General features: G+C 68.8%; 18 protein-coding genes. 10 read left to right on the top strand and 8 right to left on the bottom strand.

The features are described from left to right. Positions 1–4: 4 nt before the first annotated feature. From ASG64_RS11830 to ASG64_RS11840, 3 genes are read right to left on the bottom strand one after another with little or no spacing between them, the layout of a single operon-like run. Positions 5–1,330 (bottom strand): glycosyltransferase family 2 protein, encoded by a 1,326-nt coding sequence (locus ASG64_RS11830; RefSeq protein ID WP_056073782.1) that lies wholly within the window; start codon positions 1,328–1,330, stop codon positions 5–7. Further along, entirely contained in the window at positions 1,327–2,328 is a 1,002-nt protein-coding gene (locus ASG64_RS11835) for a glycosyltransferase (RefSeq protein WP_056073784.1), read from the bottom strand. The genes ASG64_RS11830 and ASG64_RS11835 overlap by 4 nt, the downstream gene beginning before the upstream one ends. After that, positions 2,325–3,263, bottom strand: a complete 939-nt coding sequence (locus tag ASG64_RS11840) for a WcbI family polysaccharide biosynthesis putative acetyltransferase (RefSeq protein ID WP_056073786.1) — start codon at positions 3,261–3,263, stop codon at positions 2,325–2,327. Before ASG64_RS11840 ends, ASG64_RS11835 begins: the two co-directional genes overlap by 4 nt. 213 nt (positions 3,264–3,476) lie before the next feature. Here ASG64_RS11840 and ASG64_RS11845 point away from each other — a divergent pair, with 213 nt between their 5' ends. From ASG64_RS11845 to ASG64_RS11865, 5 genes are read left to right on the top strand one after another with little or no spacing between them, the layout of a single operon-like run. After that, entirely contained in the window at positions 3,477–4,565 is a 1,089-nt protein-coding gene (locus ASG64_RS11845; protein ID WP_052493174.1) for a glycosyltransferase, read from the top strand. Next, on the top strand, positions 4,562–5,677 hold the full coding sequence (locus ASG64_RS11850; protein WP_056073791.1) for a glycosyltransferase: 1,116 nt from the start codon (positions 4,562–4,564) through the stop codon (positions 5,675–5,677). Before ASG64_RS11845 ends, ASG64_RS11850 begins: the two co-directional genes overlap by 4 nt. Further along, a complete protein-coding gene (locus tag ASG64_RS11855) occupies positions 5,674–6,657 on the top strand; it encodes a glycosyltransferase (protein WP_056073793.1) in 984 nt (327 codons plus the stop codon). Before ASG64_RS11850 ends, ASG64_RS11855 begins: the two co-directional genes overlap by 4 nt. Next, the gene (locus tag ASG64_RS11860) at positions 6,654–7,448 is read left to right on the top strand and encodes a glycosyltransferase family 2 protein (protein WP_056073795.1); all 795 of its coding nucleotides are present in this window, start codon (positions 6,654–6,656) and stop codon (positions 7,446–7,448) included. The genes ASG64_RS11855 and ASG64_RS11860 overlap by 4 nt, the downstream gene beginning before the upstream one ends. Continuing rightward, positions 7,427–7,924, top strand: a complete 498-nt coding sequence (locus tag ASG64_RS11865) for a SixA phosphatase family protein (protein ID WP_056073797.1) — start codon at positions 7,427–7,429, stop codon at positions 7,922–7,924. The genes ASG64_RS11860 and ASG64_RS11865 overlap by 22 nt, the downstream gene beginning before the upstream one ends. On the opposite strand, the gene ASG64_RS11870 is transcribed toward ASG64_RS11865, so the two are convergent. Beyond that, entirely contained in the window at positions 7,903–8,799 is an 897-nt protein-coding gene (locus tag ASG64_RS11870) for an SDR family oxidoreductase (RefSeq protein ID WP_056073799.1), read from the bottom strand. The genes ASG64_RS11865 and ASG64_RS11870 overlap by 22 nt on opposite strands. A gap of 145 nt (positions 8,800–8,944) precedes the next feature. On the opposite strand from ASG64_RS11870, the gene ASG64_RS11875 reads away from it, so the two are divergent. The 3 genes from ASG64_RS11875 to ASG64_RS11885 all read left to right on the top strand — a co-directional run bounded on the left by ASG64_RS11875 (position 8,945) and on the right by ASG64_RS11885 (position 11,951). Beyond that, positions 8,945–9,322 (top strand): VOC family protein, encoded by a 378-nt coding sequence (locus ASG64_RS11875; RefSeq protein WP_056073801.1) that lies wholly within the window; start codon positions 8,945–8,947, stop codon positions 9,320–9,322. A 123-nt stretch (positions 9,323–9,445) separates the two neighbouring features. Further along, positions 9,446–10,795, top strand: a complete 1,350-nt coding sequence (locus ASG64_RS11880; protein WP_056073803.1) for an MFS transporter — start codon at positions 9,446–9,448, stop codon at positions 10,793–10,795. A 64-nt stretch (positions 10,796–10,859) separates the two neighbouring features. Continuing rightward, positions 10,860–11,951 carry an endonuclease/exonuclease/phosphatase family protein gene (locus ASG64_RS11885; protein ID WP_056073805.1) on the top strand — a complete coding sequence of 364 codons (1,092 nt, stop codon included), beginning with the start codon at positions 10,860–10,862 and terminating at the stop codon, positions 11,949–11,951. Between the two features lie 4 nt (positions 11,952–11,955). Here ASG64_RS11885 and ASG64_RS11890 read toward each other — a convergent pair whose 3' ends face one another. Next, a complete protein-coding gene (locus tag ASG64_RS11890) occupies positions 11,956–12,918 on the bottom strand; it encodes an MsnO8 family LLM class oxidoreductase (RefSeq protein ID WP_056074337.1) in 963 nt (320 codons plus the stop codon). Positions 12,919–13,125: 207 nt separating this feature from the next. Here ASG64_RS11890 and ASG64_RS11895 point away from each other — a divergent pair, with 207 nt between their 5' ends. Continuing rightward, positions 13,126–14,709 carry a GMC oxidoreductase gene (locus ASG64_RS11895; protein ID WP_200933482.1) on the top strand — a complete coding sequence of 528 codons (1,584 nt, stop codon included), beginning with the start codon at positions 13,126–13,128 and terminating at the stop codon, positions 14,707–14,709. Positions 14,710–14,726: 17 nt separating this feature from the next. Here ASG64_RS11895 and ASG64_RS11900 read toward each other — a convergent pair whose 3' ends face one another. Continuing rightward, complete coding sequence (locus tag ASG64_RS11900) at positions 14,727–16,289, bottom strand: alkaline phosphatase D family protein (protein WP_327212897.1); 1,563 nt, start codon at positions 16,287–16,289, stop codon at positions 14,727–14,729. Positions 16,290–16,462: 173 nt separating this feature from the next. Between ASG64_RS11900 and ASG64_RS11905 the strand changes: the two genes are divergently transcribed. Then, positions 16,463–16,789 carry a hypothetical protein gene (locus ASG64_RS11905; protein WP_056073807.1) on the top strand — a complete coding sequence of 109 codons (327 nt, stop codon included), beginning with the start codon at positions 16,463–16,465 and terminating at the stop codon, positions 16,787–16,789. Positions 16,790–16,805: 16 nt separating this feature from the next. Here the strand turns inward: ASG64_RS11905 and ASG64_RS11910 are convergent, their stop codons facing one another. Together ASG64_RS11910 and ASG64_RS11915 are read right to left on the bottom strand one after the other, a co-directional pair. Then, entirely contained in the window at positions 16,806–17,195 is a 390-nt protein-coding gene (locus tag ASG64_RS11910) for a VOC family protein (RefSeq protein WP_056073809.1), read from the bottom strand. A 199-nt stretch (positions 17,196–17,394) separates the two neighbouring features. Continuing rightward, positions 17,395–21,351 (bottom strand): DNA-directed RNA polymerase subunit beta', encoded by a 3,957-nt coding sequence (locus ASG64_RS11915; RefSeq protein ID WP_042574034.1) that lies wholly within the window; start codon positions 21,349–21,351, stop codon positions 17,395–17,397. Between the last annotated feature and the right edge of the window lie 70 nt (positions 21,352–21,421).

The raw sequence follows: 21,421 nt of genomic DNA on the forward strand, positions 1-21,421 counted from the left end.
GGTGTCACCACGACAGGTCCGGCTGCGCCGGCCCGATCGTGACGTCGACGTCGTCGAGCTCGACGATGCCGAAAAGAGTTGTCAGTACGTCGTTCTCGGGTTCGTTCAACAAGGGTGACCATCTACGCGCACGGCGGACGCCGCGCCAGGACCACCACGTGACCGACGCGTCGAGACGCGCGATACGGGCGCAGGCGGGGCCGTTCGCCGGCGTCGCACTCTCCAGTCGGCGCAGCGCGTCGGCACCGAAGACGACTCGGCCGTGTACCTCGAGTCCGAATCGGCTGCGACGCACGTCGTCCTCGGTCGGGCGTCCCGGCGCGATGCGGGAGTCGTCCAGACCCCACTGCGCGAGAAGGTCGTCGGCATCCGTGCCGTCGATCCATACCGTCACATCGCCGTGCGCCAGAATCGATCCCACCGTTGCCAGCAGCGACGCCGCGCTGTGCCCGTCGGCGTGGACGACGGCCGTGACGTCCGGGACGGCGTAGCGCACGCCGTGTGTCCGAGCCACAGGATCGGTGACGAGCGGCAGCAGCGACAGCGCCTCGGCGTTCTTGTGCTGCCTGCGCTCGGCCGTGGCGCGGCCGGCCCAGTCGGGACCGTCGTGCCACGCAACGGCGTCGGGCACGTGGGCCAGCACCGCACCGGCCAGGAATGCGCGGTTCGCCAACTCCCAGTCCTCCCCGCCGTAGCGGGTGAACGACTCGTCGAATCCGCCGATCTCGTCGAAGAACGCTGCTGTGCAACACATCACGGCGCTGATGATGTGGCGGTACGACCGGTAGTCGGCGTCGAGCAGGTTCCGTGATCCCCGGTACGCATCGACCAACCACCCGGGCTCGTCGAGAACGTCGTCCCCCGTGCCGGGGAGATGCCCCAGCGCAGTCAGGTCCGCGTGCCGACGCCTGCCGACGGTCACCGCGTCGGGGATCAGCGAGGGCAGTCGCACCAGGGCCTCGACGTATCCGGGTTCGGGGATCGTATCGGCGTCGAGAAAGCACAGGATGTCTCCCGACGCGGCCCGAGCACCCAGATTGCGCGCCGCGGCGGCGCGAAACCCGTCGTCGTCCTGCCGCACCACGACGACGGTCAACGGCGACTCGATCACCGGCGGCGTCGGGGATCCGTCGTCGGCGACGATCACCTCCGTCACCGCCGTCGTCTGCTGCTCGAGCGCGGTCAGCAGCATCGACAGTTGCTCGGGTTGCTCGTAGTACGGCACCACCACACTGACCGTGCGGGGCGGTGCACCGACGTTCGCCACGAGGTCCCAGCGATTGCCCGGTACGGCGTACGTCCCGTCGACGGACAGCGCGTGCGCCGTCATCGTCCACCGGTCGATGTGCGGTACAGGTCCACGTGCGCGGCGCCGACCTCGAGAAGCGTCGGATGTGCGACGACGCCGTCCTCGATCCACGTCGACGGGGGGTCCAGCGATGCGCGCTGCAGAGCCCCGGCCAGGTCGCCCTCGTCGTACACCGTGACCGTTCCCGGCGACCTGCGTGCGAACTCCCGGGTATACGGACCGGCCACGACCAGCGGCCGACGGCCGTGCTCGATCCAGGTGTTGATCGATCCCGACGCCGACATGTGGCGGTGGTGCGCCACCGGCACCGTCACCCGGCTCAGCACGTCGGGCAGATCCACGTCGTCGATGTATCCGGTGACCTGCAGCCCGATCCCGCGGTCGGCCGCGGCCTTCTCGAGGTCGGTGACCAGGTCGTCGTGGCCGGGCGAGGGAGTGCCCAGAGCCACCATCCGTGCGCCGGCCGGCACTGCGTCGAGTACTTCGGCGTGGCCCTTGCCCGGGTACAGGAATCCCAAGACGCCGACCGACACGTCGTCGGGCACCGAGCGCACACCGGTTCCCGTCGCCACCGGCAGCGGAATCACCGCCACCGGTGCTGCCGCGGCGATTCCTGCGGCAGCCAGCAGCGCACGTTCGTGCTCGCTGCTGACGATCGCGGTGTCGCAGCACCCGAGCACCCGCGAGTAGCAGTCGATCCGGGCCTGCGCGGATCGCCCGTCCGACGGCTGCGGCAGGTCGTGCAGCGTGACCACGAACGCGGCACCCGCCGCGTGCACCCGCGCTGCGAGGTTCTCGACGACGTCCGCCGCTTTTCCTGCAGGGGATCCGAACAGGCGATCCGTGACGTGCAGGTGCACGACGTCGGCGTCGGGAAGCCGCGTGTCCTGCTCGGCCGACTCGACGCGCACCAGCGCGGTGTCGAGACCGGCGGCCGACACTCCCTCCCTGATCCGCAGGGCGAACTGCACGACACCGTGGCGATCCGGACCCACCACGAGGTTCGTCACCGCGGTCATCGAACCGCTCCGGGAAAAAGCAGGTCGAGGGTGTCGGCATGACGGGTCAGCGCCGCGTCGACGAACACCGGGTGCTCCTCGTACCACTGCAACTGCTGTCGTTCGATCTCCTCCGCGGCGACGGTCTCGCCGCCGATGGTCCAGTCCGGACGCGGCGGGACACCCAGGGACAACGCCTCGACGACATCTGCCTCCAGCGGTGTGTGCACCGAGTCGAGCAGCACCCGCCCGGGATCGGTCGGCGCAACATCCGCTCCGGCTGCGCCGAGCACACGCGTCGCAAGCTCGAGAAGCACGGGGTTACCGGGGTGGTTGATCGTGTGGGCGGCCTCGGCGCCATGGCGCGTCACGACGTCGGAGATCGCGACATCGCAGTCCCGGCGCTCACGTCGCGCGAGTTCGGCGATGCTCGCCTCCGCGTTGGCGAGAACGGCGCCGGGCGGCACCTCCGCGTCCGTCATGCCGACGTGAGCAGCAAGAACTGTCCTGAGGTCGTGGTACGGAGCGCCGGCCGGGGTGGCCGAGGGGTCGCTGGGATGTCGGACGATGACCTGGAACGGGTACAGGCCGCTGTACCGGAAGACCGGCCAGCGGACCACCCGAGCCCCGTCCGGCAGCAGCCCGGCGACCTGCGATGTCCCGATCGGCAGGTCCCGGTAGTCGTCCCGCACCGGCTGCGCCAGAAGCACCGAGGCCCGGCCGGCCAACTCCGTGAGGTGCACCAGATCCGCGGACTCCAGCTCGTGGACCGGCGGCATCCGCACGGTGCGGAACGGCACGTCCGGCACGGTGTCGAGCATGACCCGCAGGGCTTCTGCCTGGCAGTTCCCGAGAACGAGCCACAGCGGCAGGTCGGTGGGCACCGGATCGAGCCCGTAGAACTCGCCGTAGTGGCGAGTGCGGCCGTCCGGCTGCCGAGCGTGTGACGTGGACATACCAGCGTCTACCCGAACGGTGAGTCGGCGAAGCGGCACGAGGGCCCCGGGCGGAGGAGACCTGCACGACACCGGCGTTTGTGTCGGGCCCCCCCGGGGCATCCTTATCGCGTCGAGGTCAAGAAGGCGGCCTGTCACCACTTGTGCATACGTGCCGCCCGTGTCATCCGACGGTGAGTGCGTCTGCCCGCTCCCGAGAGGAAGACCCGAGCCGTGATCGCCGTCGCTTCCATCCCTGCTGCGCACCCGTACGTCGTCGGAATCACCCCCACCGGCGACGACATCGTCCTTCTCGAGGACCCCCGACCACTCGAGGCGACGACCGCCGGCCAGTGGTGGCCCCCACGATTCCTCGAGCCCGATTATCTGCGGGCCCACATCGACGAGATCGACGTGGTGCACCTGCACTTCGGGTTCGACGCAGCCACACCGGACCGCCTGACAGACGTCGTGTCCGTCCTGCACGAGTCGGCGACCCCGCTCGTGCTGACGGTGCACGACCTGCACAACCCGCACTTCCCCGACTACGCCATGCACCGCGCCCAGCTCGACGTGCTGATCCATGCCGCCGACATCGTGATCACGCTGACCGACCGGGCCGCCCGTGAGATCGAGCGTCTGTGGGGACGGTCGGCACAGGTGATCCCGCACCCGCACGTCGCGCCGCTGGACGTCATCGCCGCCGTCGACCGGAGCGAGCGCACCGACCCGCGTGTCGTGGCCGTGCATGCGAAGTCGCTGCGCGCCAACATGGACCCCGAAGCAGTCATGCCCGCTGTGGTGGCGGCCGCTGCGGCTCACGACGCCGTCGTGCGGTTGGACATCGACGACGACGTCTTCGATCACCGAAGCCACTGGTATGCGCCGGAACGTGGCGAGCGTCTGTTGGCCTTCCGCGATCATCCCGACGTCGACGTGCGGGTCCATCGCCGCTTCACCGACGCCGAACTGTGGCAGTACTTCTCCGAGATCGACGTGTCGGTCCTCCCGTACCGCTTCGGTACGCATTCGGGCTGGATGGAAGCGTGCCGCGATCTCGGGGTCGTCCCCGTGGTTCCCGACAGCGGGCACTTCGCCGACCAGTTCCCGTGCCCGACCTATGTCTTCGGTCCGGACCTGCTCGATCCGTCGACGCTCGAAGCCGCGGTGGGCGAGGCCGTCCGGACCCGCCCGGACGTCAGCGGACTCGCCGACTACCGCCGGCACCAGCAGTCTGCGATCGCGGCCGAGCACGCTGCGATCTATCGCCGTCTCGCCTCCCCCCTGGCCTCCGGACATTGGGACGGAGTGGTGCTCGCGTGACGCACCAGCCCTCCGACCGTCCCTTACGGATCGCTCTCCTGGGTTCGTCCAGATTCCCTATCGCACAGCCGTTCGCCGGAGGTCTCGAGGCGCACGTGTGGCATCTTGCGCACGCGTTGACCGAGCGTGGTCACGACGTGACGCTGTTCGGGGCCGAAGGCACGTCCACGGATGTCGCGCGCGACGTCATCGAGGTGCACACCTTCCGCATGAGTCCCCACGCCCGGACCGAACACATGGGTCCGTCGTGGGTGGTGCACGAGCATCATGCGTACCTGTCGGTGATGCTCGAACTGGCCGGGCCACTGGGTGATTCGTTCGACATCATCCACAACCACAGCCTGCATTACCTCCCGATCGCGATGTCGTCGATGGTGCCTGTCCCGATGCTCACCACCCTGCACACGCCGCCCCTCGCCTGGCTCGAGTCCGCCGCCGCCGTACCGCTGAACCCCGACACCGGATATGCCGCGGTCAGCGAGTACACCGCGGAGCAGTGGCACCCCGTTGCCGGACGGATACCCGTCGTGCCGAACGGCATCGCTCTCGACCGGTGGCCGGTGGGATCCGGGAGCGGCGGTTACGCCGTCTGGACCGGCCGACTGGTGCCCGAGAAGGGCGTCGACCTCGCGATCGACGCGGCGCGCCGCGCGGGATACCACCTGCGCATCGCCGGTCCGGCGTCCGACGAGGACTACTTCCGCACCGCCGTCGAGCCGCGCCTGGGCAACGGGGTGACCTACGAGGGCCACCTCGTGCAGAAGGAACTCGCCGACCTCGTCGGCGGCGCCTCGGTGGCGTTGGTGACGCCGCAGTGGGACGAGCCGTACGGACTCGTCGTCGCCGAAGCCCTGGCCTGCGGCACCCCCGTCGCCGCCTTCGAGCGCGGCGGCATCCCCGAGATCCTCGACGAGACCTGCGGACGCATGGTGCCCGCGGACGACATCGATGCTCTCGCCCACGCCATCGACGCCGCTGCGGCTCTTCCGCGATCCGCGGCGCGGGCACGCGCCGAGCTGGTGTGCTCGGACATCCGGATGGTCGACAGCTACCTCGACCTCTATCGCAGCGTGCTCGACGCGTCGAGCAAATCAGCGCGCGTACCGGTGTGATCGGGTACTACGTCCACCACCACGGAGTCGGTCACCTGACCCGAGCGCGGTCGGTCGCGAAGCACCTGTCCGGGCCCGTGACGGTGCTGTCGTCCCGTCCGCGCCCGGCCGACATCACCCCGTTCGCCGACTGGGTCGACCTGCCGATGGACACCGGCGACGACGCGTCGGATCCGACTGCGGGCGGGGTGCTGCACTGGGCGCCCACCCGCGTGCCGGGCATGACGTCCCGCATGGCGTTGCTTGCGGAGTGGGTCGGGAACCATCGTCCCGCCGCCATGGTCGTCGACGTCTCCGTCGAGGTGTCGATGTTCGTGCGGCTCATGGGGATTCCCGTGGTCGTGTTCGCGATGCCGGGAGAGCGCACCGATGCACCGCACCTCATGGCCTACCGCATCGCCGATCGCATCGTCGCTCCGTGGTCGGACGCGGTGTACCGCCCCGACTGGCTCGCCGACGTCGACGACAAGACGACCTACACGGGATCCATCAGCCGGCACGCCGACCGCACCGACGGGGCGACGACGCGTGACGACGCATCGGTGGCCGTCCTGGCCGGCGCCGGCGGTTCGCAGGTCACCACCGACTACCTCGATCTGGTCGGGAACCACACCCCCGAGCTGTCGTGGCGCGGCATCGGCATCCCCGGAACGCCGTGGGTCGACGACGTCTGGCCGACGCTGACATCGGCCGGGGTCGTGGTCACCCATGCCGGGCAGAACGCCGTCGCCGACGTGGCGGCATCGGGCGCACCGACCGTGGTGATCGCCGAGAACCGCCCGTACGGTGAGCAACTCGCCACGGCGCGCGCTCTCGGGCAGGCCGGTCTCGCCGTGGCGCTCGACGCCTGGCCGGCTCCCGACGAATGGCCCGACATCATGGACCGAGTCCGCTCGATGTCGGGCGACATCCGCGTGGCGACACGGGTCGACGGCGCCGCCGCCCGTGCCGCAGCGGCCGTCGACGAGGTTCTGGCATGACGCTGGCGGTCATCACGATCGTCTCCGGGCGGGCAGAGCACCTGGCCGCGCAGCGCCGCGGACTCGCCCTGAGTTCTCGACCGGCCGATGCGCACGTCGTGGTCTCGATGGGCGATCCGTCGGTGGTCGACGCGACCGTGACCGTTCCGCGGACCGGCCGGCCTCTCCCCCTCGCGCAAGCACGCAACACCGGCGCCCGGCTGGCCATCGACGCGGGCGCCGATGTGCTGGTGTTCCTGGACGTCGACTGCATACCGGGGCCGGACCTCATCGGTCTCTACGCCGAGCACGCACGGGACGGCGCCGTGCTCTGCGGGCCCGTGACCTACCTGCCTGACGCCAGCGTTCGAGCCGACGCGTTGGGCCCGTGGACCGATCCGCATGCAGCCCGGCCCGATCCGGCACCGGGACACGTCGAGCGCGGCACGAACTGGGACCTGTTCTGGTCACTGTCGTTCGCCGTCACCGCGACCACGTGGACCACCCTCGGCGGCTTCTGCGAGGAGTACTCCGGCTACGGCGGCGAAGACACCGACTTCGGCCGAGTCGCCGAACGATCCGGCCACGACCTGCTGTGGATCGGCGGCGCCCACGCCTACCACCAGTGGCATCCGGTGTCGTCCCCACCGGTCGAACACCTCGACGACATCGTCAGCAACGCCGCCGTCTTCCACCGACGATGGGGGCACTGGCCGATGCTGGGCTGGCTGACCGCCTTCCGCGAGCGCGGCCTCCTCGACTGGACACCCGAAGGTTCTACGATCGGACGATGCCCGACACCCGCACCCTGATCCTGATGCGCCACGGCAAGTCCTCGTACCCCGACGGGGTGGACGACCACGACCGACCGCTGGACGATCGTGGGCGTCGTCAAGCGGCGGCGGCGGGCGACTGGATCCGGAAAACTGTGGGCACCGTCGACGCCGTCATCTGCTCGACGGCCATCCGCACACGTCAGACCTTCGAGCGGACCGGTGTCACCGCGGACGTGCGGTTCGAGGGCTCGCTGTACGGCGGATCGCCCGACGACATCCTCGGTGAGATCACCACCGCGGACGCGTCGGCAAGGATCGTGCTGGTGGTCGGGCACGCACCCGGAATCCCCTTCACCGCACTGGAACTCGCGGACGATGTGGATTCCGAGGCGGGCCGCTGGATCAGGTCGGGTTTCCCGACGTCGGCGATGGCCGTCCTCGAGACGACCGGCGACTGGACGGACCTCGGCCGCGGCGGCGCTCGCCTGACTCACGCACTCCGCGTCGACTGATCCTTCTCGACCACCGCTCGGTTGCGGGCACTCTCGGAGCGTCCGAGGGCCTTCACCTCGGCGTCCATCTTCGGGAGGATGCGGGGAACGTGGCGCAGCGTCGTGTACTCGCCGAGGCGCGTCGTCAGGACGGACCGCGCCCAGCCGATACCGCCGACGATGCCGGGAACGTAGACGCGGCGTGACCGCTTCTCGATCGCGCGGACGAACGCGTCGACACACGCCTCGACCGGCAGCGTCTTGCCCAGTGGCCAGGGCAGGACCGCGAGGAGATCCTGGAACGCGGACAGGTCGGACTTGGCGTCCTGCACCAACGGGGTGTCGATCCACGCCATGTGTGCGGAGCCGACGTCGACTCCCTGGTACTTCACCTCGAGTCGCAACGCGTTGGCGAAGTGCTCGGCTCCCGCCTTGCTCGCGTTGTACGAGGCGAGTCCGGGGCAGGCGGTGAAGGCGGCGAGCGAGGACACGACGAGCACGTATCCCTTGCGCTCGATCAGCGACGGCAGCGCTGCCCGGACGGTGTGGAAGACGCCGGTCGTGTTGATGTCGATGACGCGCTTGAAGGTCTCGGGATCGACGTTCAGCACCGATCCGTAGCTCGAGATGCCGGCGTTGGCGAGCACGACGTCGATGCCACCGAAACGCTCGATGCCGGTGTCCACCGCATGCTGCATCTGTGCGAGATCACGAACGTCGGCGCGGACGCCGACAGCGATGTCTCCGAGGTCGGCGACCAGCGCAGCGAGGGGGGCCTCGTCGACATCGGTCAGGACCAGCCGAGCACCCTTGGCGGCGAGTGCCCGTGCGGTCGCCTCACCGATACCGCGTCCTGCGCCGGTGATGAGTACGACCTTGTTGCCGATGCTGACCATGAGAAGTCCTCCTGTGACGAGTTGTGCGGGTCACAGTACCTGTTACTCCGGTTTGCACCTAAGAATGTCGGACCAGAGGACTGTACCTGTCCTCTATCCGCGGCAAGGTACTCGTCATCACCCGCACACACCGCCAGGAGCAGTCATGACCGCAACGCTGACCATGGAGATCCAACTCGTCATGCTTCCCGTCGCCGACGTCGACAGGGCGAAAGCGTTCTACACCGGCATCGGCTTCCACGCCGACCACGACGCGAGCCCGTTCCCTGACATGCGCTACGTGCAGCTGACCCCACCGGGCTCCGCATGCTCGATCGCGATCGGGAAGAACATCACGACCGCCGTCCCCGGCTCCGTCGAGGGGATGCTCGTCGTCGTGCAGGACGCGGAGGCCGCGCGGGAGATGTTGCTGGCAGCCGGAGTCGAGGCCACCCCCGTGAAGGACGAGGGGTGGGGTCTGTTCACCTACTTCGCCGACCCGGACGGCAACAGGTGGTCCGTGCAGCAGTTGCCTGTGGGCTGAGCAAGGGTCCGGGCGGGCCCGATGGTGGGTCCGCCCAACCTTCTCTCGAGGGCCGCTCCCGGGCGATTCGCCGGATTAGGCTGCGCCGAAGTCGGCAGGCATGCCGGTCGGACGGGGGCGGCAGTGACGGAGACCGAGAATCGGACCGAGCGCGGTACGGCGGCGACGCGAGCACCGCGGTGGCGCACGATCGGCGCGCGGCGCGACTCCTTCACACTCCCGTACGGGTGGGGACCCGCGATCGTGCTGGTGCTGGTCTCGCTCGTGGACCGCATCGAGTTCAGCCTGGTCGCCGCCGTGCTGCCGCAGCTGCAGGCGGAGTTCGGCTTCGGCGACACGGCCGCCGGCTCGATCCCCACCGCGGCCGCCGTCGCCGCGGGCCTGCTCGCGATGCCCGCCGCCTACCTCGCCGACCGCCACGACCGCGGACGCATCATCACCGTCGTCGTCTTCCTGTGGGCCCTGGCCACCGTCGGATCGGCCCTCGCACCGACCTTCGCGATCTTCTACCTCGTGCGCATGGGCCTGGCCGCCGCCGAGGCCATCGACAACCCGGCCAGCGCCAGCATGCTCGCCGACTTCCACCCGCCCGCGACCCGCCCGACGGCCTTCGGCTGGTGGCGCACCGCGGCCTACCTCGGCGGCGCCGGGATCGTGCTGGGTGGCGTACTCGCCGAGTGGCTCGGGTGGCGCGGCGCCTTCCTCGTCATGGCGATTCCCGGTGTGGTGGTCGCCGTCCTGATGTCGCGAGTGCGGGAACCCGAACGGGGGTACGCCGACAGACTGGCCGCGGGCAGCGCGGACACGCCCGCGCCGGAGGCCACCACCGATCCGATGCCGGTCCAACTTCGCCGCGTCGCGCCCATCCGCACCCTGTGGTTCACGGGCGGCGCGCTCACCGTCATGAGTCTCGCGGTCGGCGGCCTGACGTTCTGGGTGCCCAGCCTGCTGCAACGTCGCTTCGGCCTGGGCGAGGCGGCCGCCGCCTCCGCGGGCGGTGGACTGACGCTCGTCGGCATCGTCGGCGGCACCCTCGTGGGCTCCCTGCTCACCCGACGCACTCCGATCGCGACGCCGTCGCAGTGGCGAGTCCTGGTCGGCGGCTCGGGGATCCTGCTGGGTACCGCTGCCATGGCGGGCGCACTCGCGTCCGAGAGCTGGCTGCCCTTCACCGTGCTGCTCACCGTGTTCGGCTTCTTCACCGCCTGGGCGATCCCCACACTCACCTCGTGCGTCGCCGACGTGCTCGCCCCGCGCGACCGAGGACTGGGTTACGGACTGCTGCAGATCGCCGCGACCGTGGGCGGCGCCGTCGGACCGCTCCTCGTCGGCGCGGTGTCCGACGCGTACGGCTCCCTCACCACCGGCATGGTTCCGCTGCTGCCCCTGCTGCTGATCGGAGGCGTGCTCGCCCTCTGCGCCTACCCGTACGTGTCGCCGGACGCACAGCGGGTGTTGGACGGCGTGGCCTGACGCGCCCCTGCCCGCCCCCTCGTGTTCGCCCGTCTGTCAGGGCGGCGCGATAGCGTCCCGCACCATGCGACTCACCCGCGTGCTTCTCGCCGCGTCCGTCCTGACGATCACCGCCTGCAGCGCGCCTGCCGCCGACGAGCCGCCCGGTGACCCGCGTACCGTCCGCGTCGCGACGTACAACGCCAGCATGAACCGCCCCGCCGCCGGCGATCTGGTCGCCGCACTGCGGTCCGGAACGGATCCGCAGATCCGGTCGGTGGCCGACGTCGTTCAGCGCAACGCCCCGGACATGCTGCTGCTCAACGAGTTCGACTACTCCGACGGCGCCGTCGACCTCTTCCGCGACAACTACCTCGCCGTCGGCGACGCACCGATCGACTACCCGTTCGCATACACGGCGCCCGTCAACACCGGCGAGCCGTCCGGGCTCGACCTCGACGGCGACGGGCGGTCCGACGGACCGAACGACGCCTGGGGCTTCGGGCAGTTCCCCGGCCAGTACGGCATGGTCGTCCTCTCCAAGTTCCCGCTCGACGCCGCCGCGGTCCGCACGTTCCAGACCTTCCGCTGGGCCGACATGCCCGACAACCTGCTGCCGCGCGAGTACTACGGCGCGAACTCGGATGCGCTGCGCCTGTCGAGCAAGTCGCACTGGGACGTGCCCGTGGACATCGACGGGCGGGTGATCCACCTGCTCGTCTCGCACCCCACGCCGCCCTCCTTCGACGGGCCCGAGGACCGCAACGGCCGACGCAATCACGACGAGATCCGGCTCACCGCGGACTACGTCGCTGGCGCCGACTACCTCGTCGACGACACCGGACTGGCCGGCGGCCTGCCGAACGGCTCCTCGTTCGTGGTGTTGGGGGACCAGAACAGCGATCCCGTCGACGGGGACTCCTACCCGGGCGCCATCGCGCAACTCCTCGACAGCCCGGCGCTGCAGGACCCGACGCCCACCTCGCCGACCGCCGGCACCGACACGGCGGACTTCGCCGATCCCGTGCCGGGTGATCTGCGGGTGGACTACGTCCTGCCGAGCACCGATCTGACGGTCACCGGATCGGGGGTCTTCTGGCCCGCGCCGGGCGAGCCGGGCGCCGAGTTGTTGTCGGCGAGCGATCACAGATTGGTGTGGGTGGACCTGCAGGTCTGACCCGTCAGCGCAGCAGTGCGGCCAACGCCTCGTCGGACGCACGCAGAGCGTCACGGTCGAACGTCGATGCCGAGGACAGGATCTCGTCGGCACCGGTGCGGTCGACGAGGTCCTCGAGCCGGCTACGCACCGTCGCCGGACTGCCGTGCACGCTGCCGTCGAGGGAGCGCTGAGCCGACTCCCGAGCCCGCGGAGTGAGACCGTCGGGCATCTCGGTGACCGCCCGCAACGGGGGGAATTCCCCGGTACGGCGGGAGTCCGCCATGGCCACCGCCTCCGCCATGGCGAGCCCGCGGGCCTCGGCGTCGGTGTCGGCGACCAGCACGTCGAGCGACACCGTCACGGACGGCTGTGCCGCGAAGGCAGAGGGAACGAACTCGCGTCGATACTCCGCCAGCGGAGCCAGGTCCCCCCACAGCATCGGACCGCCCACCACGACGGGAAGCCCGCGCTGCGCGGCGATCGCGAGCCCGTGACCCGTCGCGAGAACGTGGATCGGGATCAGTCGCTCGGGCGCGGGCTGCACGGTCACCGGACCGGTTCCGAGCAGGAAGTCCTGCAGATCCGCGAGGTCGTCGGCGAAGCGCTCGGCGTCCTCGGTGTCCGCCCGCAGCACCTTGCGCACCGGCGGCGTGAACCCCAGCGACCGGCCGACACCGAGGTCGACCCGGCCGGGATACAGCGCGTCGAGCATCGCGAACTGCTCCGCGACGACGATGGGCGAGTGGTTCGGCAGCATGACGCCGCCCGACCCCAGCCGGATCCGCGACGTCGCCGAGCCGATCGCGGCGAGAAGCACCGCGGGTGAGCCGCTCGCGATGCCGGGGACGGCGTGATGCTCGGCCACCCAGTACCGCTCGTAGCCCGCCGCCTCGGCCCATCGTGCACGCTCGATCGAGTCCGACACCGCGGTGGCGGCAGACCGATCGGTGCGGGTACGGGAGCGATCGAGAAGGGACAGACGCATACTCTGCACAACCGCCGCGGGCTTCACCCTGTTCCGCTCCGTTGACTCCCGAGAAACAAGCACGGAGATTGGTAACAGTCATACAATCCGGTCGAGTGGTTCCATCACGGGCACCATTCACGGGACACTGACCATTCGACTGTTCTCGATCGATGGTGGGTGTTGAACGTGAAGCGCAGGCAACTGCTGCAACTGGCCGCAGCAGGAATGGTGGGCCTCGCGGTCCCGCCCGCGATCACCCGGTCGACGGCGTCCGCACTCCCGCTCGGCGTCCCCTCGATCCGGAACCTCCTGCCCGAACTGTTCGCCGACCCTCCGCGTCCACCGGACCACTCACCCGCCCTCGTCATCGGATCGGGCTTCGGAGCCAGCGCCGCGGCGTTGCGGCTCGCGCAGGCCGGTACGTCGGTCACCGTGCTCGAACGAGGACTCCGCTGGCCGCGCGATCCGTTCCGCGACATCTTCACCGCCGACATGACGGCCGACGGGCGCGGCCTGTGGCATCAGCGCTCGTTCACCAACCTCACCGGCATGCCTGTCGGGCCCGTCGACTGGTTCAACGGCGTCCTCGACACCACCCGGTACGAGAACCTGTCGGTGTGGCGCGCAGCCGCGGTGGGCGGCGGTTCCGTCGTCTACACCGGTGTGAGCATCGCCCCGGACAAACGCTTCTTCGACCTCTCCTTCGGTGGCCGCGTGGACTACGACGAGATGGCGTTGCAGTGGTACCCGAAGGCTCGCTCGGTGCTCCGGCCGTCGACCATGCCCGACGACATCTACGCCTCCCCCGGGTTCGCCCACTCGAGGACGTGGGACGACCACGCCCGCCGCGCCGGTTTCGACCCGCAGCGCGTCGACGGAGGCTGGAACTGGAACGTGCTGCGTGACGAGATGTCGGGTCGGTCCCGGCCCTCCGCCACCGTCGGCTGCAGCACGTTCGGCAATTCCAACGGCGCGAAGCACGACCTGACGCAGAACTACATCCCGCAGGCCGAGGCCACGGGCAACGCCGTGGTGTGTCACAGCCACGAGGTCGTCGCCATCGGTACCGAGAGCGGTGGCCGCTACCGCGTGGAGGTGCGGCGCCTCGATCCCGAGGGCAACGCACTCGAGACGCGCACGCTGACCTGCGACTCACTGATTCTCGGCGCCGGCTCCATCGGAACCACCGAACTGCTGGTCCGCGCACAGGCCACCGGCGCGCTTCCCGAGCTCAACGAGTTCGTCGGACGCGGATGGGGCACCAACGGTGACGCCTTCATGACCCGCTCGCTCGGCCCCATCGGCGGCGGACCGCAGGGAGCGCCGTGCGCCTCGCGCATCGTCGACGACACGGGCCTGCCTCTCAGCGTCGAGAACTGGTACGTCCCGGGCGTTCCCACCGAGATGGGTTTCCTCGGATCGCTCGGTATGACCATCGACCCGCTGCGGGCCGATTTCCGCTACGACCGTGCCACCGACGGGATGAGCTTGACCTGGCCCAAGGGCGGCAGCCGCGACACCGTGGAGGCACTGCGCGCGGTGCAGAACCGGATGGCACAGGCCGGCCGCACCGTCGTCTCCGCCGAGCCGTTCACTCGCGACGTCGACGACACCTTCACCGCGCACCCCCTCGGCGGTGCGGTCCTGGGCGACGTCACCGATGCGTACGGACGAGTGAAGGGGTACCCCGGCCTGTACGTCATGGACGGAGCTCTCGTTCCCGGCAGCACGGGCGCCGCCAACCCGTCTCTCACCATCACCGCGCTCGCCGAGCGCAACATCGCGGCCGTCATCGCCGCCGGAGGCTAGGCGTACCCGGTCGTCATCTAGGCCAGGCCGATCTCCGGCCGACCCTCCGGCACCGTCACGGTCGCTGCCGTGCGGACCGGCGCGCCGGGAACCGAGATCGCGTCCAGGACCCGGACCTCGGACCGCCACTCCGTCGGCGTCAGCGTCGCACGCAGGTAGCCGCGTCGGGCATTGCCGAACTTGACGTGAGGTGACGCGGCCGCGATGTCCGCACCGGCCGCGTCGACGTCGGCACCGTCCTTGCCCGAGGCGATGGAGGTCGACGCGATCTCGACGCCCACCACCGGGGCGGAGTCGTCCTGATAGTCGCGGCGCAGTTCCGACACGATGGTGCGGTGGATGTCGCCCACGATGGACGCGAGGGTGATGCCCCGGTCGCGGGCGCCGTCGAGGATGCGGTGCCGTGACGCCTCGTACCCACTCCACGGGTCCATCCCGACCTTCCGCTCGCCGTCGCTGATGCGGGCGAGGTCGGAGATCACCGTCTGGTGTGCGAGGAACTTCCACGTGGCGCCGGACCCGAAGCCGTCGAGGATCCACTTCTCCTGCGCCGCTCCGGTGATGGTGCGACTCGGGTCTGCGGTCTCCGCGTTCTGCGCGTGTTCGCCGTCGCCGTTGGCCTGATCGCTGCGGTACTGCCGGGTGTCGAGCACCGAGAAGTCCACCAGGTCACCGAAACTGAAGCGGCGGTACGCCGTCAGATCCGGTCCCGTCGGTCGCTGGGCCATCCGCACAGGAGTGTTCTCCCACCACGCCTTGAACGCATCGGCGCGGCGCAGGAGGAACAACCTCGGATCACCCGCAGGGTCGCCGGGAGCGGCGGTGCCGGCATCCTGGCCGATCGCCCCGGCCCAGTTGTTATCCACTTCGTGATCGTCGAAGGTGGTGATCCACGGCGCCGCCGCGTGCGCCGACGCCAGGTCGGGATCGGACTTGTACAGTGCGTATCGATCGCGATAGTCGTTCAGTACCAACGTTTCTCGTCCCGCGGACTCGGGCCGTGGCAGCGATGCGCGGGCGCCCGTGCCGGGGATCGCATACTCGTAGATGTAGTCGCCGAGGAAGAACACGACGTCCGGGTCACTCGCCGCGAGGTCGGCGTAGGCGCCGTAGAACCCGTCCTCCCACTTCTGGCACGACGCCCACGCGAACGACAGTGACGCCAGGGGTGATCCCGGTGCGGGCGCCGTTCTCGTCCGTCCGACGGTGCTCACGTGCGGACCGACCATGAAACGGTAGAAGTACTCTCGCGCCGGAGCCAGACCTCGCACGTCCACGTGCACCGACCAGCCGTCCGCGTCGGATGCCAGTTCGATGCCCTGGCTCACCGTCCGCCCGAACCGTTCGTCCTCGGCGATCTCCCACCGCACCGGCACCACACCCGGCCGCATACCGCCGACCGGAGCGAGGGGATCGACCGCGAGACGAGTCCACAGAACCACCGAGTCCGGCAGCGGATCCCCCGACGCGACGCCGAGGCGGAACGGGTATCGGCCGGGGTACCGCGTTGCGGCTGCGCGTGCGCCGTCGCGCTCGACAGTTCCGGAGTCATCGCGAGCGCACCGACCAGTGCGGTCCACGTGAGGAACGAACGACGCGTGGTACCGGCTCGCAGAGAACGATCGGCACCGATGACGAGATCACGACGGCTCATGAACCGAACGGTGCCTCTCGAATGAAAACTCCGTGTGGATCGGAGGCGACGCGCGCGAGGACTCGCGCTGAAGCCACCCGAATCGGGTACGCAGACGACATGGACGACAAGCGAGAGATGGGCAGACGCGACGTCGAGAAGCGGTGGCGCGATCCGCGCGCGATCCAGCACGCGGCCACGTACGACGGGGCAGTGATCGGCATCGCTGCCGTCGCGGTGGCCGTGTTCCTCGCAGCGGGCGCCTCCAGCGTCGTGATCGCTGCGCTCGTCCCCGGTGTCTGTCTGCTCGGCGGGATCGGCGCACTGTGGATCGGCTACCGCTCCTACCGCCACGGCGGGACGTGGCCCGTCTGGCAGGGCGCCGCCTGGCTGCTGTTCGCGCTGATGATGGTGAGCTTGTCCCTCCCGACCCTCGCTCTGCGCTGAGCCGGGAGGGAACGGATCACGCCTGCACGACGGTGATGACGTTGCCGTCGGGATCCTTCAGCATGAACATCGGCGGCACGTTCGGATCGTCGTCGCCACCCAGTGGTTCCATCTCGAACCCGTCGAAGGCACTCAGGCGTGCGTGTTCGGCCCGGACGTCCGACGTCTCCACACCGATGGACGAGCCGCCCGGCTGGTCGTACATCGGCGGGTTCAGCGCCAGGCGCGCTGTGGACCCCGGTGGCGCCACCTCGAGCCAGCGGTACTCCTGGTTCGGACCGAAGCGCGTATCTCCGCGCACCTCGAATCCGAGTACACGCGTGTAGAAGTCGAGGGCCTTGTCCTGGTCGGCAACGGTGAACATGGCCACGCCGATGTTCGTGATGGTGCTGGGAGTCTCGGTCATGGCTCAGTAGACCCGAGCCAGGGCTGAAACTCATCGCGCGAGTGTTGTTCGCCCGGCGACACCATCCGCACTCCGGTTCATCACCTGCACCCGCGATGGGGGGTGCACCAGAAGATCCGCGGTGCGCCAGACCGAGCAGCTGAGAAACGACACGAGCCCCACCCCGCCGAAGCGGGATGGGGCTCGATGTTGCTCGTCTCTAGCGGTAGTCGCCGGAGAAACCGTAGTCGTCGAGCGGCACTGCAGCACCGGTGTTCTGGCCGAAGCCGTCCGCGCTGTAGTACTGATCGTCGTACGACGGCACCGCGTAGGCCGCGGCACGTGCTTCCTCGGTGGGCTGAACCGTGATGTTCCGGTACCGGTTGATGCCGGTGCCGGCGGGGATCAGCTTTCCGATGATCACGTTCTCCTTGAGACCGATGAGCTTGTCCGAGCGGCAGTTGATCGCCGCATCGGTCAGCACTCGGGTGGTCTCCTGGAACGACGCCGCGGACAGCCACGAGTCGGTCGCCAGCGATGCCTTGGTGATACCCATCAGCACCGGACGTCCGGCCGCGGGCTCGCCACCCTCGGACACGACGCGACGGTTGCTCGACTCGAACTCACTGCGCTCGGTCAGCGATCCGGGCAGGAACTCCGTGGAGCCCGAATCGATGATGGTCACGCGGCGGAGCATCTGACGAACGATCGTCTCGATGTGCTTGTCGTGGATGGACACACCCTGGCTGCGGTACACCTCCTGGACCTCGTTGACGAGGTGGATCTGCACCTGGCGCGGGCCCATGACTCGCAGGACCTCGTGCGGATCGGCCGCACCTTCCATGAGCTGCTGACCGACCTCGACGTGGTCACCGTCCGACAACAGACGCTCCGTGCCGTCGTCGTGCTTGAAGACACGCAGACGCTGACGCTTGGAGAGCTTGTCGTAGACGACTTCTTCGCCGCCGTCGTCCGGGACGATGGTGATCTTGTAGAAACGGTCACCGTCCTCGAGCTGGATGCGACCCGAGACGTCCGCGATGGGCGCCTTGCCCTTGGGCACACGAGCTTCGAAGAGCTCCTGCACTCGGGGCAGACCACCGGTGATGTCGTCGCCGGCGACACCACCCTGGTGGAAGGTACGCATCGTGAGCTGCGTGCCGGGCTCACCGATCGACTGTGCCGCAACGATACCGACGGCCTCGCCGATGTCGACGAGCTTGCCGGTGGCCATGGAACGGCCGTAGCAGGTGGCGCAGACGCCGGTTCCGGTGGTGCAGGTGAGCACCGATCGAACCTTGACCGACGTGATGCCCGCTGCGAGCAGTGCGTCGATGGCCGGGTCGCCCAGGTCGTGTCCACGCTCGACGATGACGTTGCCGTCGGCGTCGACCGCGTCGGCGGCCAGGGTGCGGGCGTACGTCGAGGTCTCGACGTGCGCGTCGCGGATCATGGAACCGTCCGCCAGGCGCTCGGCGATCGTGGTGGTGATGCCGCGCTCGGTGCCACAGTCGGTTTCCCGAACGATGACGTCCTGCGAGACGTCGACCAGACGACGCGTCAGGTAGCCCGAGTCGGCGGTACGAAGCGCCGTGTCGGCCAGACCCTTACGAGCACCGTGCGTGTTGATGAAGTACTCCAGGACCGTCAGGCCCTCCTTGAAGGAGGACTTGATCGGGCGCGGGATGAACTCACCCTTCGGGTTGGTCACCAGACCCTTCATGCCGGCGAGCGACCGCACCTGAGTCATGTTTCCGGCGGCGCCGGACTTCACGATCATCGGGATGGGGTTGTCGTCGGGGAAGTGGGCCTCCATGGCCTTACCGACCTGCTCGGTCGCTTCCTGCCAGATCTTGACCAGGGCCGAGTTGCGCTCGGTCCGGTCGAGAGCGCCACGCTGGTACTGCTTCTCCAGACGATCGGCCTGAGCCTCGAACTCCTCGAGGATCTGAGGCTTCTCCGGCGGCACGAGGACGTCGGAGATGGAGATGGTGACACCCGAACGCGTGGCCCAGTAGAAGCCGGCGTCCTTGAGCTTGTCGACGGTCTGCGCGACCACGATCATCGGGTACCGCTCGGCGAGATCGTTGATGATCGTCGCCTGGCGCTTCTTCGGCATCTGCTCGTTGACGAACGGGTAGTTCGTCGGGAGCAGCTCGTTGAAGAGCACGCGGCCCAGCGTCGTCTCGGCGGTCCAGGCATCGCCCGGGGTCCACCCGTCGGGGAACAGCTCCGACTCGATCTCGCGACTCGGACGCTGATGCGTCAGACGCACCTTGATCTGCGACTGCACGGTCAGGACGCCACGATCGACGGCCATCTGTGCCTCGGCGGGGCTGGCGTAGATGCCCAGCTCTGCCGAATCGGACGTCGAGGCCTGGAACTCGCCCAGTGCCTTGTCGTCGAGACGCGTCAGGTGGAACAGACCCGTGACCATGTCCAGACGCGGCATGGCCAGCGGTCGACCCGATGCCGGCGAGAGGATGTTGTTCGACGACAGCATCAGCACGCGTGCCTCGGCCTGCGCCTCGGCGGACAGCGGCAGGTGCACTGCCATCTGGTCACCGTCGAAGTCGGCGTTGAACGCCTCGCACACGAGGGGGTGCAGCTGGATGGCCTTGCCCTCGACCAGCTGCGGCTCGAATGCCTGGATGCCCAGACGGTGCAGGGTCGGTGCGCGGTTCAGCAGCACGGGGTGCTCGGCGATGACCTCTTCGAGGACGTCCCACACCTGTGCACGCTGACGCTCGACCATGCGCTTGGCCGACTTGATGTTCTGCGCGTGGTTCAGATCGACCAGACGCTTCATCACGAACGGCTTGAACAGCTCGAGTGCCATGAGCTTCGGCAGACCGCACTGGTGCAGCTTGAGCTGCGGGCCGACGACGATGACCGAACGGCCCGAGTAGTCGACGCGCTTGCCCAGCAGGTTCTGACGGAAACGACCCTGCTTGCCCTTGAGCAGATCGGACAGTGACTTGAGCGGGCGGTTACCCGGTCCGGTCACCGGACGTCCACGACGGCCGTTGTCGAACAGGGCGTCGACCGACTCCTGCAGCATCCGCTTCTCGTTGTTGACGATGATCTCGGGAGCACCGAGGTCGATCAGTCGCTTGAGGCGATTGTTGCGGTTGATGACCCGGCGGTACAGATCGTTGAGGTCGGACGTCGCGAAACGTCCACCGTCGAGCTGCACCATCGGACGCAGCTCCGGCGGGATCACCGGCACGGCGTCGAGGACCATGCCCATGGGAGAGTTGCCCGTGGACTGGAACGCGGCGACGACCTTGAGACGCTTCAGTGCGCGAAGCTTCTTCTGGCCCTTGCCACTGCGGATCGTCTCGCGCAGGCTCTCGGCCTCGGCCGCGATGTCGAAGGTCTCCATGAGCTTCTGGATGGACTCCGCGCCCATCGCACCCGTGAAGTACTCGCCGTAGCGGTCGATCAGCTCGCGGTAGATGAGCTCGTCGATGATGAGCTGCTTCTTCGCCAGCTTGGTGAAGGTGGTCCAGATCTCCTCGAGACGATCCAGCTCACGCTGCGCACGGTCACGGAGCTGACGCATCTCGCGCTCGCCGCCGTCCTTGACCTTGCGACGCACGTCGGACTTGGCACCCTCGGCCTCGAGCTCGGCGATGTCCGCCTCGAGCTTCTGGGCGCGGGCCTCGAGGTCGGCGTCACGCTGATCGGCGACAGCCTTCTTCTCGACCTCCATCTCGGCTTCGAGAGTGGAGAGCTCGTTGTGGCGCAGTTCCTCGTCGACCGACGTGATGACGTAGGCGGCGAAGTAGATGATCTTCTCGAGATCCTTCGGCGCCAGGTCCAGCAGGTAGCCGAGGCGCGACGGAACACCCTTGAAGTACCAGATGTGCGTGACCGGTGCGGCCAGCTCGATGTGGCCCATGCGCTCACGACGCACCTTGGCGCGAGTGACCTCGACGCCGCAGCGCTCACAGATGATGCCCTTGAAGCGCACGCGCTTGTACTTGCCGCAGTAGCACTCCCAGTCGCGAGTAGGTCCGAAGATCTTCTCGCAGAACAGGCCGTCCTTCTCGGGCTTGAGCGTGCGGTAGTTGATGGTCTCCGGCTTCTTGACCTCGCCGTAGGACCAATTGCGGATGTCGTCCGCGGTCGCGAGACCGATGCGGAGTTCATCGAAGAAGTTGACGTCCAGCACGTCGTACTTCCTTTCCCCTTCTCAGGGATAGTTTTCTGCTGCTACGAGTGATCGGGGGTGGGCCGGCGCG

Source organism: Rhodococcus sp. Leaf247 (assembly GCF_001426185.1).
Taxonomy (GTDB): domain Bacteria; phylum Actinomycetota; class Actinomycetes; order Mycobacteriales; family Mycobacteriaceae; genus Rhodococcoides.

Excerpts from the sequence above, each read along its gene's own strand:
- ASG64_RS11890 (WP_056074337.1), bottom strand. The coding sequence starts at position 12,918 with ATGCGTCTGTCCCTTCTCGATCGCTCCCGTACCCGCACCGATCGGTCT.
- ASG64_RS11885 (WP_056073805.1), top strand. The coding sequence starts at position 10,860 with ATGCGACTCACCCGCGTGCTTCTCGCCGCGTCCGTCCTGACGATCACC.
- ASG64_RS11870 (WP_056073799.1), bottom strand. The coding sequence starts at position 8,799 with ATGGTCAGCATCGGCAACAAGGTCGTACTCATCACCGGCGCAGGACGC.
- ASG64_RS11865 (WP_056073797.1), top strand. The coding sequence starts at position 7,427 with ATGCCCGACACCCGCACCCTGATCCTGATGCGCCACGGCAAGTCCTCG.
- ASG64_RS11905 (WP_056073807.1), top strand. The coding sequence starts at position 16,463 with ATGGACGACAAGCGAGAGATGGGCAGACGCGACGTCGAGAAGCGGTGG.
- ASG64_RS11830 (WP_056073782.1), bottom strand. The coding sequence starts at position 1,330 with ATGACGGCGCACGCGCTGTCCGTCGACGGGACGTACGCCGTACCGGGC.
- ASG64_RS11860 (WP_056073795.1), top strand. The coding sequence starts at position 6,654 with ATGACGCTGGCGGTCATCACGATCGTCTCCGGGCGGGCAGAGCACCTG.
- ASG64_RS11840 (WP_056073786.1), bottom strand. The coding sequence starts at position 3,263 with ATGTCCACGTCACACGCTCGGCAGCCGGACGGCCGCACTCGCCACTAC.
- ASG64_RS11835 (WP_056073784.1), bottom strand. The coding sequence starts at position 2,328 with ATGACCGCGGTGACGAACCTCGTGGTGGGTCCGGATCGCCACGGTGTC.
- ASG64_RS11875 (WP_056073801.1), top strand. The coding sequence starts at position 8,945 with ATGACCGCAACGCTGACCATGGAGATCCAACTCGTCATGCTTCCCGTC.
- ASG64_RS11910 (WP_056073809.1), bottom strand. The coding sequence starts at position 17,195 with ATGACCGAGACTCCCAGCACCATCACGAACATCGGCGTGGCCATGTTC.
- ASG64_RS11895 (WP_200933482.1), top strand. The coding sequence starts at position 13,126 with ATGGTGGGCCTCGCGGTCCCGCCCGCGATCACCCGGTCGACGGCGTCC.